This is a genomic window from Pseudomonas frederiksbergensis (genome assembly GCF_001952935.1).
Classification (GTDB): Bacteria; Pseudomonadota; Gammaproteobacteria; order Pseudomonadales; family Pseudomonadaceae; genus Aquipseudomonas; species Aquipseudomonas frederiksbergensis.
The window spans coordinates 4,125,164-4,142,597 of sequence record NZ_CP018319.1; the positions used below are offsets into that span (position 1 = coordinate 4,125,164).

Sequence of the window (17,434 nt, forward strand, 5' to 3'; positions counted from 1 at the left end):
TTTGAGTCATGGCAGAAGCAGCCGCCGATAATGTTCCGGCCAAGGCCACTCCAATAGACGGCAAGCCGCCGCTGTTCGGGTTGTCCTTCCTGGAAAACCTCTCCGAGATGACCATGTTGCGTCAGGTGGGCCTGTTGGTCGGCCTGGCTGCGAGCGTGGCGATTGGCTTTGCCGTGGTGTTGTGGTCCCAGCAGCCGGACTATCGGCCTCTGTACGGCAGCCTTGCCGGTATGGACGCCAAACAGGTCATGGATACCCTGGCCGCAGCCGACATTCCCTATACCGTTGAACCGAACTCCGGAGCCTTGCTGGTCAAGGCCGATGACCTGTCCCGTGCGCGAATCAAACTCGCGGGCGCTGGTGTCACTCCCAGCGATGGCAACATCGGTTTTGAGATTCTCGACAAGGATCAAGGCCTGGGCACCAGCCAGTTCATGGAAGCGACCCGTTATCGTCGCGGCCTCGAAGGTGAACTGGCTCGCACCATCTCCAGCCTGAACAACGTCAAGGGTGCCCGCGTGCACCTGGCGATTCCGAAAAGTTCGGTGTTCGTGCGCGATGAACGCAAGCCGAGCGCATCGATTCTGGTGGAACTGTACTCCGGTCGCTCGCTGGAGCCTGGCCAGGTACTGGCGATCATCAACCTGGTGGCCACCAGCGTTCCCGAACTCAGCAAATCCCAGATCACGGTTGTCGACCAGAAAGGCAACCTGCTGTCGGATCAGGCGGAGAATTCCGAACTGACCATGGCCGGCAAGCAATTCGATTACAGCCGTCGCATGGAAAGCATGCTGACTCAGCGCGTGCACAACATTCTGCAACCGGTGCTGGGCAACGATCGCTATAAAGCCGAAGTCTCGGCCGATGTGGATTTCAGCGCTGTCGAGTCGACCTCCGAGCAATTCAACCCGGACCAACCGGCGTTGCGCAGCGAGCAGTCGGTCAACGAACAGCGTACCGCCAGCAATGGCCCCCAAGGTGTGCCGGGTGCCCTGAGCAATCAGCCGCCCGCGCCGGCTTCCGCACCGCAAACCACCGGTGGCGCTGCCGCGTCGGCCGGCATGGTGCAGCCAGGCCAGCCACTGCTCGATGCCAACGGTCAGCAAATCATGGACCCGGCCACCGGCCAGCCAATGCTGGCTCCGTACCCGGCGGACAAGCGCCAGCAGTCCACCAAGAACTTCGAACTCGACCGTTCCATCAGCCATACCAAACAACAGCAGGGCCGTTTGAATCGCCTGTCGGTGTCGGTGGTGGTGGATGACCAGGTCAAGATCAACGCGGCCAACGGTGAAACCACCCGTGCACCATGGACCGCCGATGAATTGGCGCGCTTCACTCGCCTGGTACAGGACGCCGTCGGCTTCGACGCCAGCCGTGGCGACAGCGTCAGCGTGATCAACATGCCGTTCTCCGCCGAGCGCGGTGAAGTGATTGCCGAAATTCCGTTCTACTCCCAGCCGTGGTTCTGGGACATCGTCAAGCAAGTGCTGGGTGTCTTGTTCATCCTGGTGCTGGTGTTCGGTGTGCTGCGTCCGGTGTTCAACAACATCACCGGCGGCGGCAAAGACAAACAGCTGGGCATCGGCAGCGACGTCGAGTTGGGTGGCATGGGCGGCCTGGACGGCGAACTGGCCAACGACCGCGTCAGTCTCGGCGGCCCGACCAGCATTCTGCTGCCGAGCCCGAGCGAAGGCTATGACGCACAGTTGAACGCAATCAAGAGTCTGGTGGCAGAAGATCCGGGGCGCGTGGCCCAGGTCGTGAAAGAGTGGATTAACGCAGATGAGTGATAACCGAGCCGTTGCCGCCAAACTGACCAAGGTCGACAAAGCCGCGATTCTGCTGCTATCCCTGGGTTCCACCGATGCTGCCCAAGTGCTGCGCCACATGGGGCCCAAAGAGGTCCAGCGTGTGGGCGTGGCCATGGCCCAAATGGGTAACGTGCACCGCGAGCAGGTCGAGCAGGTGATGAGCGAGTTCGTCGACATCGTCGGCGACCAGACCAGCCTCGGCGTCGGCTCCGATGACTACGTGCGCAAAATGCTCACCCAGGCCCTGGGCGAAGACAAGGCCAACGGCCTGATCGACCGCATCCTGCTGGGCGGCAACACCAGTGGCCTCGACAGCCTGAAGTGGATGGAACCGCGCGCCGTCGCCGACGTGATCCGTTACGAGCACCCGCAGATCCAGGCGATCGTGGTGGCGTATCTCGATCCGGACCAGGCCGGCGAAGTGCTCGGCAACTTCGACCACAAGGTACGTCTGGACATCATTTTGCGGGTTTCCTCGCTGAACACCGTGCAACCTGCGGCCTTGAAAGAACTCAACCAGATTCTCGAGAAGCAGTTCTCCGGCAACTCGAATGCTTCGCGCACCACCCTGGGCGGCATCAAGCGTGCGGCCGACATCATGAACTTCCTCGACAGCTCGATCGAAGGTCAGCTGATGGACTCGATCCGCGAAGTCGACGAAGACCTGTCCGGTCAGATCGAAGACCTCATGTTCGTGTTCAACAACCTGTCCGATGTCGACGACCGCGGTATCCAGGCGTTGCTGCGCGAAGTGTCTTCCGACGTGCTGGTGCTGGCCCTCAAGGGGTCGGACGAAGGCGTCAAAGAGAAGATCTTCAAGAACATGTCCAAACGGGCGGCCGAACTGTTGCGCGACGACCTCGAGGCCAAAGGCCCGGTGCGCGTCAGCGACGTGGAAACCGCGCAGAAAGAAATCCTCACCATTGCCCGCCGTATGGCCGAAGCCGGAGAAATCGTTCTCGGCGGGAAGGGCGGCGAAGAGATGATCTAAGGTCACTATGTCGTCCAAACATGATGAGTCCAACACCGACCTGATCCGCGGCAAGGACGTCGGCGGTTTCGACGTCTGGTCGCTGCCCAGTTTCGATCCGTTCGTGCCGGAACCCGAGCCGGAACCTGAGCCCGAGCCGCCGGAAATGGAAGAAGTGCCGCTGGAGGAAGTCCAGCCACTGACCCTTGAAGAACTCGAAAGCATTCGCCAGGAGGCCTACAACGAAGGCTTCGCCACGGGCGAAAAAGAAGGTTTTCACAGCGCCACGCTCAAGGTCCGCCAGGAAGCCGAGGTGGCCCTGGCCGCCAAGATTGCCGCTCTGGAACAACTGATGGGGCATTTGTTCGAGCCTATCGCCGAGCAGGACACCTTGATCGAAAAGTCCCTGGTCGACCTGGTGCAGCACATCACCAAACAGGTGATTCAGCGCGAACTGGCCATCGACTCGACGCAGATCGAACACGTCATGCGCGAGGCCCTAAAGCTCTTGCCGCTGGGCGTGGGCAATGTGCGGCTGTACATCAATCCGCAAGATTTCGAACAGGTCAAAGCCCTGCGCGAACGCCATGAAGAAACCTGGCGCATCGTCGAGGACGAGGCACTGTTGCCCGGTGGTTGCCGGGTCGAGACTGAACACAGTCGCATCGATGCCACGGTCGAAACCCGCGTTGCGCGGGTCATGGACAAACTGTTCGATCAGTTGCACGAACAGGTCTTGCACCCGGCCGAGCCGGATCTGAGCCTGGAACTGCCGATCAGCGACAAGCCAGCGGTCGCGCCGGTCGAACCTGAACCGGACGTTCTCGATGCGCCTTGATCGCACCAGCTTCGCCAAGCGCCTCGGCAGCTACGCCGAGGCCACGGAGCTTGCAGGCGCGCCGATCCTGGAAGGCCGCTTGCTGCGCATGGTCGGCCTGACCCTCGAAGCCGAGGGTTTGCGCGCCGCCATGGGCAGCCGCTGCATGGTGATCAACGACGACAGTTATCACCCGGTGCAGGTCGAAGCCGAAGTCATGGGCTTCTCCGGCAGCAAGGTGTTTCTGATGCCGGTCGGCAGCGTTGCCGGCATCGCTCCCGGTGCCCGCGTGGTTCCTCTGGCCGATACCGGCCGTCTGCCAATGGGCATGAGCATGCTCGGGCGGGTGCTCGATGGCGCCGGTCGCGCGCTGGACGGCAAGGGCGGGATGAAGGCCGAAGACTGGGTGCCGATGGACGGCCCGACCATCAACCCGCTCAAGCGTGAACCGATCAGCGAGCCGCTGGACGTGGGTATTCGTAGCATCAACGGTTTGTTGACGGTCGGTCGCGGTCAGCGTTTGGGCCTGTTCGCCGGTACTGGCGTGGGCAAGAGTGTCCTGCTGGGCATGATGACCCGCTTCACCGAGGCCGACATCATCGTCGTCGGACTGATCGGTGAGCGAGGTCGTGAAGTTAAAGAATTCATCGAGCACATCCTCGGTGAAGAAGGGCTCAAGCGCTCTGTCGTCGTGGCCTCGCCGGCGGACGATGCGCCGCTGATGCGCCTGCGCGCTGCGATGTACTGCACGCGAATCGCCGAGTATTTCCGCGACAAGGGCAAGAACGTCCTGTTGCTCATGGACTCGCTGACCCGTTTCGCCCAGGCCCAGCGGGAAATCGCCCTGGCCATTGGCGAGCCGCCAGCGACCAAGGGCTATCCGCCATCGGTGTTCGCCAAGCTGCCGAAACTGGTGGAGCGGGCCGGTAATGCGGAGAAGGGTGGCGGTTCGATCACCGCGTTCTACACCGTTTTGTCCGAAGGCGATGATCAGCAGGACCCGATTGCCGACGCCGCACGAGGCGTGCTCGACGGGCACATCGTGCTGTCCCGGCGCCTGGCCGAGGAAGGCCATTACCCGGCCATCGATATCGAAGCGTCCATCAGCCGGGTCATGCCGTCGGTGGTTACGCCGGAACACATGATGCGCGCCCAGTATTTCAAGCAGCTGTGGTCGCGTTATCAGCAGAGTCGAGACCTGATCAGCGTCGGCGCCTACGTCGCGGGTGGCGATCGGGAAACCGACCTGGCGATCTCGCTGCAACCGCAGTTGGTGAAATACCTGCGCCAGGGCCTGAACGACAGCATCAGCCTGGGGGAAAGCGAAGCCTATCTCGGCACGATTTTCGCTCCCGCGGCTGGCGGCTAACCGGCCATGGCCCAGAGCCGCGCCTCGCGCCTGGCCCCCGTGGTCGAAATGGCCGAAAAGGCCGAGAAAACAGCGGTCCTGCGTCTGGGGCACTTTCAGGGGCAGGTCCGTCTGGCCGAAAGCAAACTCGCCGACCTCGAAGCCTTTCGTCTCGACTATCAAGAGCAGTGGATTGTGCGCGGCAGCAGTGGCGTGTCGGGCCAATGGTTGCTGGGTTATCAAGGCTTCCTGGCGCAACTGGGGACCGCCATCGACCAGCAGCGACAAAGCCTGGTATGGCATCAAAACAACCTGAACAAGGCGCGGGAATCCTGGCAGCAGGCGTTTGCCCGGGTCGAAGGCTTGCGCAAATTGGTGTTGCGCTACATGGATGAGGCGCGGCGGCTGGAAGACCGGCGTGAGCAGAAGCTGCTGGATGAGTTGTCCCAGCGGTTGCCGCGTCAGGATCCCTATTGAATCAGCTGGACCGCGTCATCGTTCTTCGCGGGCAAACCTCGCTCCTACGGGTTTTGCAGCGTGAACAACACCGATCCTGCGCTCGCCCGCGAAGACGTACTCCAGGATTGCGCCACTTACCAGCCTTGCCCCCATCCCTGCCAAGTGCTAAACCTTGTACACGTACGTTCACCAATGACAAGGAAGCCGTTAAATGTCAGTCGTTACAGAAGTCTCAAAAGATGGGCAAAAGCTGACGATATCGGTCAAGGGACGATTCGATTTCGCCAAGCATCAGGAATTTCGTGAGTCCTATGAGGACAAGAAACTCTCCGCAGTCGTCGTCGACTTGAAAGAAGCGACCTACCTCGACAGTTCGGCGCTGGGCATGTTGCTCTTGCTGCGTGATCACGCTGGTGGCGACAATTCCGATATTCGCGTCGTTAACAGTAGTACCGATGTGAAGAAGATCCTCGCCATCTCCAACTTCGACAAACTGTTCGACATCAGTTGAACGGCATGCAGTCTCCGTTCGAACCGCTGACGATCCTGATCGCCGAAGACAGTGCGGCCGATCGCATGCTGCTGTCGACCATCGTTCGTCGCCAGGGGCATGAGGTACTGACGGCTGCCGACGGTGCGGAAGCCGTTGAAGCGTTTCGCCAGCAACGACCACAACTGGTACTCATGGACGCGATGATGCCGGTGATGGACGGTTTTGAGGCGGCCCGGCAGATCAAGGAGTTGGCCGGGGAAACCCTGGTGCCGATCATCTTCCTCACCTCGCTGACCGAAAGCGAAGCGCTGGCCCGCTGTCTGGAGGCCGGGGGCGACGACTTTCTGGCAAAGCCCTACAACCAGGTGATCCTCGGCGCCAAGATCAAGGCGATGGATCGCTTGCGACGATTGCAGGCCACGGTGTTGCAACAGCGTGACCAGATCGCCAGGCACCACGAGTACCTGCTCAACGAACAGCGCGTGGCCAAGGCCGTGTTCGACAAGGTGGCCCACTCCGGCTGCCTGAGTGCGCCGAATATTCGCTACCTGCAATCGCCTTATGCGTTGTTCAACGGCGATCTGCTGCTGGCCGCGTTCACCCCCGCCGGCGACATGCACGTGCTGCTCGGCGATTTTACCGGTCACGGTTTGCCGGCCGCAGTCGGTGCCATGCCCTTGGCCGAAGTTTTCTATGGCATGACCGCCAAGGGATACGGCCTGTCCGAAACCCTGCGCGAGATGAATGCCAAGCTCAAGCGCATCCTGCCGGTGGACATGTTCTGTTGTGCAACGATGCTGTGCCTGAGTTTTCAGCGACGCTCGGTGGAGGTCTGGAACGGCGGAATGCCGGACGGTTACCTGCACAGCATCGCCAGCGGTGAGCGAACGCCGCTGGCGGCTCGGCATTTGCCGCTCGGCGTGCTGAGCCCGCAATCCTTCGATGACCGCACCGAGGTGTTTCCGATGGCGGTCGGGGATCGGGTCTTCCTGTTGTCCGACGGGGTGATCGATACCTGCGATGCCAACGAACAGCTGTTTGGTGTGGAGCGGTTGCAGCAGGTGTTTGCGGCCAATCGTCAACCTGATGAACTGTTCGAAGAGATCGAGCAGGCGTTGCGGGACTTTCGCGGCGAGGCCCGTGATGACGTGAGCATGGTCGAGGTCAGTCTGCTGGAGGCTGCACAACTGAGCCCGCCGGCGCTGGTGTATTCCGACAGTGGTCAGTCCTGCCCGCTGGACTGGTCGGTTAGTTTCGAATTTCGCGCCGCCACGCTCAAACGCTTCAATCCGCTGCCGTTTCTTCTGCAATTGCTGCTCGAGGTCCACGGTCTGCGGGCTCAGAGCGGGGCGCTCTACAGTGTTTTGGCCGAACTGTATTCCAACGCCCTGGAGCATGGGGTGCTGGGGCTGGATTCAAGTCTCAAGCGCGATGCCTCGGGTTTCACCCGCTATTATCAACAACGCAATACACGCCTGGACGCGTTGCAGGACGGCTATGTGCGGGTGCATTTGCAGGTAACACCCAAGGGCGAGGGCGGCTGCCTGATTGTTCGGGTTGAAGACAGTGGCAAGGGTTTCGATGTCGCACGAGTAATGGAACGCCCCGTCGACGGTGTCCGTCTGTCGGGACGTGGCGTCAGTCTTATCCGTCAACTGGGCCACAACGCGAGTTGGTCCGATGATGGCCGAAGTGCCCGCGTGGAGTTTTTCTGGGAGGCTCTGGCATAATCCACGCATTCTTGATCAAGGAGTGAGCAAGTGGCTGACACACATCTGGACCGCGACATACTGAACGCGCTGCAAGAGGTGATGGAGGATGAGTATCCGATGTTGCTGGATACCTTTCTCGCCGACTCCGAAGAGCGTTTACGCATCTTGCGCAAGGCTGAAGATGCCGCGCAACTCATGAATGCCGCCCACAGCTTCAAGGGCAGCAGCAGCAACATGGGCGCTATTCACCTGGCTGAGTTGTGCCATGAGCTGGAGCAGCGCGCCAAGCAAAAAAGCCTAGCCGGCATTGAAAAGCTGGTGGACGAAATTGATGACGAATTTGCGTTTGTCCGGCCGCTCTATGAAGCAGAGCGTCAGCGCTCGATCTCTGGCAATGAGACCGTTCGGCGCTTTTAGCGCCAGTCACTCAAACCTGGCGCGACCTTTGCAATAATCTCCGTCAACTGTACCTACGATCCCAGTGCAGCGGAGACCGTTCCATGCCCGTTACCCCCAATATGCTCCTTCAGGCCGCCGCGCAGGCCAAGACTCAAGCCGCCTCCGCCAATACACCGGCGCTGGCCGCTGAGCCTGGGGACAAGGCATCCAGCTTCGCTCAGGTCTACGCCAATCAAGCCCGGAACAAACCCTCTGCGGTGGGTGATGGATCGGCCAGGCCGATACACGATAAAGCGCCGGACAGCCCCGATAAAAAGGACGTCAGCAACGACAAGTCTGCCGCCCCGGAACCGGCGGTTGCCGATAGCGGCAAATCCTTGCCCGCCGATAAACCGGCGCAGGCTGACGACAAGGCCGCCAGCGATGACGGGGCGGAGGCTGTGCAAACGCCGGTCGCTGATGCCGCGCCCGTTGACCTGACGCTGGATCCTGCGTTGATGCAGGCCGTACAGCCTGCGGCGCCAACGCCGCTACCGGCCGCTCCGCCCGTTGTGGTCACCCCGCCACCGCAGGTCGAGGTGGCTGTGACGGCAGTAACGACTCCGGTCGTTGCAAGCACTGACACCGATTTTGATCCCGAAGCCGATCCCCTCGACGCACTGCCCGCCGTGCGCATGGCCATGGAGCAGGGCGGCCATATTTCGGCGGCGAGTCAGGCCCAGCCAAAAGCGGCACCGACCTCGGCCCAGGCTCAGGCCGATGGCGAGTCCACCTCGGCGCAGAACTTCGCCGCCGGCATGGCGAGCATGCTCGATGTGCAAGCCGACAAGGACAGCACCGGCCAGGGCGGCGACAAGGCCTTCAGTGGTCTTATCGATGACGGTCTCAAGGATCTGAAGTCCGCGAGTAGCGATACCCGGGTCGACGATTTCGCCAACCGTCTGGCGGCACTGACCCAGGCGGCCACGCCGAAAACCGCCAACGCTTTGCCGGTGAACCAGCCGATCGCCATGCATCAGAGCGGCTGGACCGAAGAAGTCGTGAACCGGGTCATGTACCTGTCCAGTGCCAATCTCAAGGCCGCCGACATTCAGTTGCAACCGGCGGAGCTGGGGCGGCTGGACATTCGGGTGAACATGGTTCCGGATCAGCAGACCCAAGTGACATTCATGAGTGCCCATCCAAGCGTTCGTGAAGCGCTGGACGGGCAGATGCATCGCTTGCGTGACATGTTTGCGCAACAGGGCATGGGCCAGGTCGACGTCAATGTGTCCGACCAGTCCCGCGGGTCGCAGCAAGGCCAGGATCAGGCTCAACAGAGTCAGGGTGGACGCACCAGTGCCAGTGGCGGTCGCCTTGATTCGATGGATGACGAGCTCACCCCAACCGTTGCCGAAGTGGCGCCTGCGGCTACCAGCGTGATCGGCTCCAGCGCCGTCGACTACTACGCCTGATCAAATCAGGCATCAAAACCTGTGGGAGCGAGCCTGCTCGCGATGAGGCCATAACATTCAACATCGTCGTTGACTGTTACATCGCCATCGCGAGCAGGCTCGCTCCCACAGTGGTTTGTAGTGTGCTTCAGATTGCCGTCACCCATCTCCCTACAGACGCTTCTGGCATAACACTTGCTCTTGCCTTGCCGTGCGACTGTGAAAACCCGAATAGTGACGGATTATTGGCATGGCGAAGAGCGAAGCAGCAGTAAAAGACCCCGCAACCAAAGGCAAACTCAAGCTGATCATTGTGATCGTGGTAGCCCTGCTGCTGGCGATCGGTTTGTCCGTGGGAGCAACCTGGTTCTTCATGCTCAGCGCCCAGAGCAAACCTGCCGCCGCGGCTGAAACCGCCCCGGTCGGCAAGCAGCCAGCGATTTTCGAGCCCATGGCTCCGGCCTTTGTGGCCAATTACAACCAGAACGGTCGTCAGCGCTACATGCAGGTGAGCATCACCATGCAGGGGCGCAATCAGGCCGATCTGGAAGCGCTCAAAGTCCACATGCCTGTCATCCGCAATAACCTGGTCATGCTGTTCTCGGGGCAGGACTTCGCCACGCTGGCATCGCCGGTCGGCCAGGAAATGTTGCGTCAGAAAGCCACGGCCAGCGTCCAGGAAGTGGCGCAGAAAGAACTCGGCAAAGTGGTCATCGAACAGTTGCTTTTCACTAATTTCGTACTGCAGTAGGAACACGACATGGCCGTGCAGGACCTGCTGTCCCAGGATGAGATCGATGCGCTGTTGCATGGCGTCGACGATGGTCTGGTACAGACCGATACCGCTGCTGAACCCGGCAGTGTCAAAAGCTACGACCTGACCAGTCAGGATCGCATCGTCCGTGGGCGCATGCCGACCCTGGAAATGATCAACGAACGTTTCGCCCGTTACACCCGCATCAGCATGTTCAACATGCTGCGCCGCTCGGCGGACGTTGCCGTCGGTGGCGTGCAGGTGATGAAGTTCGGCGAATACGTGCACTCGCTGTACGTGCCGACCAGCCTCAACCTGGTCAAGATCAAACCGTTGCGCGGCACTGCGTTGTTTATCCTCGACGCCAAACTGGTGTTCAAACTGGTGGACAACTTCTTCGGCGGCGACGGCCGACACGCGAAGATCGAAGGGCGTGAATTCACCCCCACCGAATTGCGTGTAGTGCGCATGGTGCTGGAACAGGCCTTCGTCGATTTGAAAGAAGCCTGGCAGGCGATCATGGAAGTGAACTTCGAGTACATCAACTCGGAAGTGAACCCGGCCATGGCCAACATCGTCGGCCCGAGCGAAGCGATCGTGGTGTCGACGTTCCACATCGAACTAGATGGCGATGGCGGCGACCTGCACGTGACCATGCCCTACTCGATGATCGAACCTGTGCGCGAAATGCTCGACGCCGGCTTCCAGTCGGATCTCGACGATCAGGACGAACGCTGGGTCAACGCCTTGCGCCAGGACGTGCTGGACGTTGACGTACCGATCGGTGCCACGGTTGCCCGTCGCCAGTTGCGCCTGCGGGACATTCTGCACATGCAGCCGGGCGACATTATCCCGGTCGAGATGCCGGACGAGATGATCATGCGCGCCAACGGCGTGCCTGCGTTCAAGGTCAAGATGGGGTCGCACAAAGGCAACCTCGCGTTGCAAGTGATCGAGCCGATCGAGCGCCGCTGACCGGCGCTCCCAACCCCCTGTGCTTTTAACTGACGGCTCCTGATTGAAGGGATGCCCGCCGAGGACAAATTGATGGCTAACGATATAAACACCCAGGACGACCAGGCGCTGGCTGATGAATGGGCTGCGGCCCTGGAAGAAACCGGCGACGTCGGGCAGGACGACATCGACGCCTTGCTGGCCGCCGACGCCGCCAGTTCGCCGTCCAACCGTCTGCCGATGGAAGAGTTCGGCAGCGTGCCGAAAAACCACGAACCGGTCACCCTCGACGGTCCGAACCTGGACGTGATTCTCGATATCCCGGTGTCGATTTCCATGGAAGTCGGCAGCACCGATATCAACATCCGCAACCTGCTGCAACTCAACCAGGGTTCGGTGATCGAGCTCGATCGCCTGGCCGGTGAGCCGCTGGACGTGCTGGTCAACGGCACGCTCATCGCCCACGGCGAAGTAGTGGTGGTCAACGAGAAGTTCGGCATCCGCCTGACCGACGTGATCAGTCCAAGCGAACGCATCAAGAAGTTGCGCTGAGTGAAAAAGGTTCTGGGGGTTTGCCAGGGTTGGTGCTGCTGGCCTTGCCGTTCAGCGTTATGGCTGCCGAGCCGGTGGCGACGGCTGCCAGCGCCGCTGCACCCGCGGTCAGCAGCGGTGTGGCCGGGCAATTGACGCAGCTGGTGTTCGGTTTGCTGCTGGTGCTGGGGTTGATCTTCTTCCTCGCCTGGTTGCTGCGCCGGGTCCAGCAGGCCGGGCCGGCCGGCAAAGGGCAGGTGATCGAGCTGATCGGTTCCCGCGCGCTCGGCCCGCGTGACCGTCTGATGCTGGTGCAGGTCGGCAACGAGCAGATTCTGCTTGGCTTGAGCCCCGGCACCATCACCGCGTTGCACGTGCTCAAGGAGCCGGTGCAAGTGCCCAGCGGTACTGAAAAAGCGACCCCGGAGTTTGCCCAGCGCCTGATGGAGCTGATGGGCAAGGATCATAAGGATAAGAAGTAATGGGTGCGCTACGCATCATCTTGACGCTGGCGCTGATGCTGGCCGCGCCACTGGCGTTCGCCGCCGATCCGTTGTCGATCCCGGCGATTACCCTGGGTACCAATGCCGAGGGTGCTCAGGAGTATTCGGTCAGCCTGCAAATCCTGCTGATCATGACGGCGCTGAGTTTTATCCCGGCGTTCGTCATGCTGATGACCAGTTTCACCCGGATCATCATCGTCTTCTCGATCCTGCGTCAGGCCCTGGGCCTGCAACAGACGCCGTCGAACCAGATCCTCACGGGCATGGCGCTGTTCCTGACCCTGTTCATCATGGCGCCGGTATTCGACCGGGTTAATCAGGATGCCTTGCAGCCGTATCTGGCGGAGAAACTCACCGCTCAAGATGCCGTGGCCAAGGCGCAGGTGCCGATCAAGGATTTCATGCTCGCCCAGACTCGCAGCAGCGATCTGGAGTTGTTCATGCGCTTGTCCAAACGCACTGATATCGCGTCGCCGGATCAGGCGCCGCTGACGATTCTGGTTCCGGCGTTTGTCACGTCCGAACTGAAAACCGCGTTCCAGATCGGTTTCATGATCTTCATTCCGTTCCTGATCATCGACCTGGTCGTGGCCAGTGTGCTGATGGCGATGGGTATGATGATGCTCTCGCCGCTGATCATTTCCCTGCCCTTCAAGATCATGCTGTTCGTGCTGGTGGATGGCTGGGCGTTGATCATCGGCACCCTGGCGAGCAGCTTCGGCGGTGTATCGCCATGACGCCGGAAGTTGCGGTAGACATCTTCCGGGAAGCGCTGTGGCTGACCACCATGATGGTTGCCGTGCTGGTGATTCCGAGTTTGCTCGTGGGCCTGTTGGTGGCGATGTTCCAGGCCGCGACCCAGATCAACGAACAGACCCTGAGCTTCCTGCCGCGTCTGCTGGTGATGCTGGTGACGTTGATCGTCGCCGGTCCGTGGCTGGTGCAGACCTTCATGGAATACATCCTGCAGTTGTACGGCAGTATTCCTCAGGTCATCGGTTAAACCATGTCGCTGCTCCAGCTGACCGATACCCAGATCAGTACCTGGGTGGCGACGTTCATGCTGCCGCTGTTTCGTATCGGTGCCTTGCTGATGGTCATGCCGGTTTTCGGTACGACCCTGGTGCCTACGCGAGTGCGCCTATATTTCGCCTTGGCGATTACATTGGTCATCGCCCCCGGCCTGCCGCCGATGCCGCCGGTCAATGCGCTGGACTTGAGCGGTTTGCTGCTGATTGCCGAGCAGATTCTTGTCGGTGCCGTGCTGGGTTTCTCCTTGCAACTGTTCTTCCAGGCCTTCGTGGTCGCCGGGCAGATCGTCTCCATTCAGATGGGCATGGGTTTCGCTTCGATGGTCGATCCCACCAACGGTGTGTCGGTGGCGGTGATCGGGCAGTTCTTCACCATGCTGGTGACGCTGTTGTTCCTGTCCATGAACGGCCACCTGGTGGTGTTCGAAGTCCTTACCGAAAGCTTCACTACGCTGCCGGTCGGTAGCGGGTTGATGGTCAATCACTTCTGGGAGTTGGCCGGCAAGCTCGGCTGGGTCCTCGGTGCTGCGCTGTTGCTGGTGTTGCCGGCAATCACCGCGTTGCTGGTGGTCAACATTGCCTTTGGCGTGATGACCCGGGCTGCGCCCCAGCTGAACATCTTTTCTATCGGCTTCCCGCTGACGCTGGTGCTCGGGCTGTTCATTGTCTGGGTCGGGCTGGCGGACATTATCAATCAGTATCAACCGCTGGCCTCCGAGGCCTTGCAGTTGTTACGCGAACTGGCACGGGCGCGCTGAGTCATGGCTGAGAGCGAAAGTGGTCAGGACAAAACAGAAGACCCCACCGAGAAACGCAAGAAGGATTCTCGCGAGAAGGGCGAGATCGCGCGTTCCAAGGAACTAAATACCTTGGCCGTCATGCTTGCCGGCGCCGGTGGATTGCTGATTTTTGGCGGAGCCCTGGCCCAGGATCTGATGGAGCTGATGCGTATGAATTTCTCGCTCTCGCGGGAGGTGATTCTGGATCAGCGTTCCATGGGTACTTACCTGCTGCATTCGGGGCAGATTGCCCTCTTCGCGATTCAGCCGGTAATGATTACCTTGCTGCTGGCGGCGTTGATCGGGCCGATTTCTCTCGGCGGCTGGCTGTTCGCAGCGGGTTCCATGGCGCCCAAGTTCAGCCGTATGAACCCCGGCGCGGGCCTGAAACGGATGTTCTCGACCAAAGCGTTAGTGGAGCTGCTCAAGGCGCTGGCCAAGTTTTTCATCGTGTTGTTCGTGGCATTGGCCGTGTTGTCCTCGGACATCGACGATTTGCTGCGCATCGCTCATGAGCCACTGGACATGGCGATCATCCATAGCCTGCAATTGGTGGGTTGGAGCACGTTGTGGATGGCCTGCGGGCTGATCATCATCGCCGCAGTGGACGTGCCGGTGCAGCTTTGGGAAAGCCACAAGAAACTGCTGATGACCAAGCAGGAAGTACGTGACGAGCATAAGGATCAGGAAGGGAAGCCAGAAGTTAAACAGCGCATTCGCCAGTTGCAGCGCGAAATGTCCCAGCGCCGGATGATGGCGGCGATCCCCGATGCCGATGTGGTCATCACCAACCCGACCCACTACGCCGTAGCGCTCAAGTACGACCCGGACAAGGGGGGGCGCCGATGCTGATCGCCAAGGGTAGCGACTTCCTGGCCTTGAAGATCCGTGAAATCGCGGTGGCCAACGAAGTGCTGCTGCTTGAGTCGCCGGCACTGGCGCGTTCGATCTACTACTCCACCGAACTTGATCAGGAAATCCCTGGCGGGCTCTACCTTGCCGTCGCCCAAGTGCTCGCTTACGTCTACCAGATCCGCCAGCACCGTGCCGGCAAGGGTAAGCGCCCGGATCCGCTGAAGGGCGACCTGCCGATTCCACCGGATCTGCGCCGCGATTCCTGATAACACCTCAATTCCTGTGGGAGTGAGCCTGCTCGCGATGGCGTCAGCCCTGGCAATGCAAATCTCCCGGATACACCTCTATTCCAAACCCCTGTGAAAGTTGGAAGGCTTCTTGCAGTAGCCGCTCTGCGCCCGCTTCAGGCGTCAAAAAAGTTTGCTTTAAGGAACGGGGAAAACCGGTGGATCGCTCTCAGTTATTCAACACTGCACGCACAAACGTTGCCGACCTGAGTCGAGGCAATCTGGGTGTGCCGTTGTTGCTGCTGGTCATGCTGGCGATGATGATGTTGCCGGTGCCGCCATTCCTGCTGGACGTGTTCTTCACCTTCAACATCGCGTTGTCGATTGTCGTGTTGCTGGTCTGCGTTTATGCGTTGCGGCCACTGGATTTCGCGGTGTTCCCGACCATCCTGCTGGTAGCGACCCTGTTGCGACTGGCGCTGAACGTGGCCTCCACGCGAGTGGTGATGCTCCACGGTCAGGACGGCCATGCCGCCGCCGGTAAGGTGATCCAGGCCTTCGGCGAGGTGGTGATCGGCGGTAACTACGTGGTCGGTATCGTCGTCTTCGCGATTTTGATGATCATCAACTTTGTCGTGGTGACCAAGGGTGCCGGACGGATTTCCGAGGTGAGCGCGCGTTTCACCCTCGATGCGATGCCCGGTAAACAAATGGCGATCGACGCCGACTTGAACGCCGGTCTGATCGACCAGAACCAGGCCAAGCTGCGCCGGATGGAAGTGGCTCAGGAAGCCGAGTTCTACGGTTCCATGGACGGTGCCAGCAAGTTCGTTCGCGGTGACGCCATTGCCGGCCTGCTGATTCTGTTCATCAACCTGATCGGCGGCATGGCGGTCGGTATCTTCCAGCACGGCATGACCTTCGGCGATGCCGGTCGGGTGTACGCCTTGTTGACCATCGGTGACGGTTTGGTGGCGCAATTGCCATCACTGCTTTTATCGACAGCTGCGGCAATCATGGTGACCCGTGCTTCCGGCTCGGAAGACATGGGCAAGCAGATCAATCGCCAGATGTTCGCCTCCCCCAAAGCGTTGGCGGTGGCGGCGGGTTTGATGGCGGTGATGGGCCTCGTGCCGGGCATGCCGCACTTTTCCTTTCTCAGCATGGCAGCCCTGGCGGCTGGCGGCGCGTACCTGTTCTGGAAGAAGCAGAACGTGGTCAAGGTACAGGCCCTGCAAGAGGTCAAGCGTCAGCAGGAATTGCTGCCATCGCCGGCTCGCGCTCAGGAAACCAAGGAGCTCGGCTGGGATGACGTCACGCCGATTGACATGATCGGCCTGGAAGTCGGCTACCGGCTGATTCCGCTGGTGGACCGTAATCAGGGTGGGCAGTTGCTGGCGCGGATCAAGGGCGTGCGCAAAAAGCTGTCCCAGGATCTGGGCTTCCTGATGCCGACCGTGCATATCCGTGACAACCTCGACCTGGCGCCAAGTGCCTACCGCCTGACCCTGATGGGGGTGATCCTGGCCGAAGCGGAGATTTACCCGGATCGCGAGCTGGCGATCAACCCTGGCCAGGTCTACGGCACGCTCAACGGCATTACCGCCAAAGATCCGGCTTTCGGCCTGGAGGCGGTCTGGATCGAAATCAGCCAGCGTGCCCAGGCCCAATCCCTCGGTTACACCGTGGTCGATGCCAGCACGGTAGTGGCAACCCACTTGAACCAGATTCTCTACAAGCATTCGAGTGAGTTGATCGGTCACGAAGAAGTGCAGCAACTCATGCAATTGCTGGCCAAAAGCTCGCCAAAACTGGCCGAAGAGCTGGTGCCGGGCGTTGTGTCGCTGTCGCAGCTGCTCAAGGTATTGCAGGCGTTGCTGGCCGAACAGGTGCCAGTGCGCGACATCCGCAGCATTGCCGAAGCCATCGCCAACAACGCCAGCAAGAGTCAAGATACTGCCGCGCTGGTGGCCGCGGTGCGCGTCGGCGTATCCCGCGCAATCGTCCAAAGCATTGTAGGCACTGACTCCGAGCTGCCAGTGATCACCCTGGAGCCAAGGTTGGAACAAATATTGCTCAATAGTCTTCAGAAGGCAGGACAAGGCTCGGAAGAGGGTGTTCTGCTGGAGCCAAGCATGGCTGAGAAACTGCAACGTTCGTTGATCGACGCGGCGCAGCGTCAGGAAATGCAAGGTCAACCGGTGATTCTGCTGGTCGCCGGTCCGGTTCGCGCGATGCTGTCGCGATTCGGCCGATTGGCAGTCCCGGGTTTGCATGTGTTGGCTTACCAGGAAATACCTGACAACAAGCAAGTGACCATCGTTGCGACAGTAGGGCCCAACGGCTGAGGTAGTG

General features: G+C 60.4%; 17 protein-coding genes and 1 pseudogene. All 18 read left to right on the forward strand.

All coding sequences use genetic code 11. The annotated features are described in order from the left end of the window. The first annotated feature begins 8 nt into the window (after positions 1-8). Entirely contained in the window at positions 9-1,793 is a 1,785-nt protein-coding gene (gene fliF / locus PFAS1_RS19265) for a flagellar basal-body MS-ring/collar protein FliF (RefSeq protein WP_076030168.1), read from the forward strand. Continuing rightward, entirely contained in the window at positions 1,786-2,805 is a 1,020-nt protein-coding gene (gene fliG / locus PFAS1_RS19270) for a flagellar motor switch protein FliG (RefSeq protein ID WP_007894195.1), read from the forward strand. The genes fliF and fliG overlap by 8 nt, the downstream gene beginning before the upstream one ends. 7 nt (positions 2,806-2,812) lie before the next feature. Next, positions 2,813-3,622 (forward strand): flagellar assembly protein FliH, encoded by an 810-nt coding sequence (fliH, locus tag PFAS1_RS19275; RefSeq protein ID WP_076030169.1) that lies wholly within the window; start codon positions 2,813-2,815, stop codon positions 3,620-3,622. Next, on the forward strand, positions 3,612-4,970 hold the full coding sequence (gene fliI, locus PFAS1_RS19280) for a flagellar protein export ATPase FliI (RefSeq protein ID WP_074874549.1): 1,359 nt from the start codon (positions 3,612-3,614) through the stop codon (positions 4,968-4,970). The genes fliH and fliI overlap by 11 nt, the downstream gene beginning before the upstream one ends. 6 nt (positions 4,971-4,976) lie before the next feature. Continuing rightward, complete coding sequence (fliJ, locus tag PFAS1_RS19285) at positions 4,977-5,426, forward strand: flagellar export protein FliJ (RefSeq protein ID WP_033055981.1); 450 nt, start codon at positions 4,977-4,979, stop codon at positions 5,424-5,426. 193 nt (positions 5,427-5,619) lie between these two features. After that, a complete protein-coding gene (locus tag PFAS1_RS19290) occupies positions 5,620-5,919 on the forward strand; it encodes an STAS domain-containing protein (RefSeq protein ID WP_074874554.1) in 300 nt (99 codons plus the stop codon). 5 nt (positions 5,920-5,924) lie between these two features. Next, positions 5,925-7,631 (forward strand): ATP-binding SpoIIE family protein phosphatase, encoded by a 1,707-nt coding sequence (locus PFAS1_RS19295; protein ID WP_076030170.1) that lies wholly within the window; start codon positions 5,925-5,927, stop codon positions 7,629-7,631. Between the two features lie 30 nt (positions 7,632-7,661). Further along, positions 7,662-8,030 carry an Hpt domain-containing protein gene (locus PFAS1_RS19300; RefSeq protein ID WP_074874558.1) on the forward strand — a complete coding sequence of 123 codons (369 nt, stop codon included), beginning with the start codon at positions 7,662-7,664 and terminating at the stop codon, positions 8,028-8,030. An 83-nt stretch (positions 8,031-8,113) separates the two neighbouring features. Continuing rightward, a complete protein-coding gene (locus PFAS1_RS19305; protein WP_076030171.1) occupies positions 8,114-9,466 on the forward strand; it encodes a flagellar hook-length control protein FliK in 1,353 nt (450 codons plus the stop codon). A gap of 229 nt (positions 9,467-9,695) precedes the next feature. Next, positions 9,696-10,196, forward strand: coding sequence for a flagellar basal body-associated protein FliL (gene fliL, locus PFAS1_RS19310; protein ID WP_076030172.1), 501 nt, complete (start codon positions 9,696-9,698; stop codon positions 10,194-10,196). 9 nt (positions 10,197-10,205) lie between these two features. Then, positions 10,206-11,174 carry a flagellar motor switch protein FliM gene (fliM, locus tag PFAS1_RS19315; RefSeq protein WP_076030173.1) on the forward strand — a complete coding sequence of 323 codons (969 nt, stop codon included), beginning with the start codon at positions 10,206-10,208 and terminating at the stop codon, positions 11,172-11,174. A gap of 72 nt (positions 11,175-11,246) precedes the next feature. Next, the gene (gene fliN / locus PFAS1_RS19320; protein WP_076031551.1) at positions 11,247-11,705 is read left to right on the forward strand and encodes a flagellar motor switch protein FliN; all 459 of its coding nucleotides are present in this window, start codon (positions 11,247-11,249) and stop codon (positions 11,703-11,705) included. Positions 11,706-11,764: 59 nt separating this feature from the next. Next, complete coding sequence (gene fliO / locus PFAS1_RS19325) at positions 11,765-12,166, forward strand: flagellar biosynthetic protein FliO (RefSeq protein ID WP_076031552.1); 402 nt, start codon at positions 11,765-11,767, stop codon at positions 12,164-12,166. Beyond that, positions 12,166-12,924 (forward strand): flagellar type III secretion system pore protein FliP, encoded by a 759-nt coding sequence (gene fliP / locus PFAS1_RS19330; RefSeq protein ID WP_074874566.1) that lies wholly within the window; start codon positions 12,166-12,168, stop codon positions 12,922-12,924. Before fliO ends, fliP begins: the two co-directional genes overlap by 1 nt. Beyond that, entirely contained in the window at positions 12,921-13,190 is a 270-nt protein-coding gene (gene fliQ, locus PFAS1_RS19335) for a flagellar biosynthesis protein FliQ (protein WP_007948918.1), read from the forward strand. The genes fliP and fliQ overlap by 4 nt, the downstream gene beginning before the upstream one ends. A 3-nt stretch (positions 13,191-13,193) precedes the next feature. After that, positions 13,194-13,976: a flagellar biosynthetic protein FliR gene (gene fliR / locus PFAS1_RS19340; RefSeq protein ID WP_074874568.1), complete on the forward strand. Its 783-nt coding sequence runs from the start codon at positions 13,194-13,196 to the stop codon at positions 13,974-13,976. Positions 13,977-13,979: 3 nt separating this feature from the next. Further along, positions 13,980-15,118 (forward strand): annotated as a pseudogene (gene flhB / locus PFAS1_RS19345) (flagellar biosynthesis protein FlhB). Between the two features lie 179 nt (positions 15,119-15,297). Beyond that, positions 15,298-17,427, forward strand: a complete 2,130-nt coding sequence (flhA, locus tag PFAS1_RS19350) for a flagellar biosynthesis protein FlhA (protein WP_074874572.1) — start codon at positions 15,298-15,300, stop codon at positions 17,425-17,427. Positions 17,428-17,434: the final 7 nt, after the last annotated feature.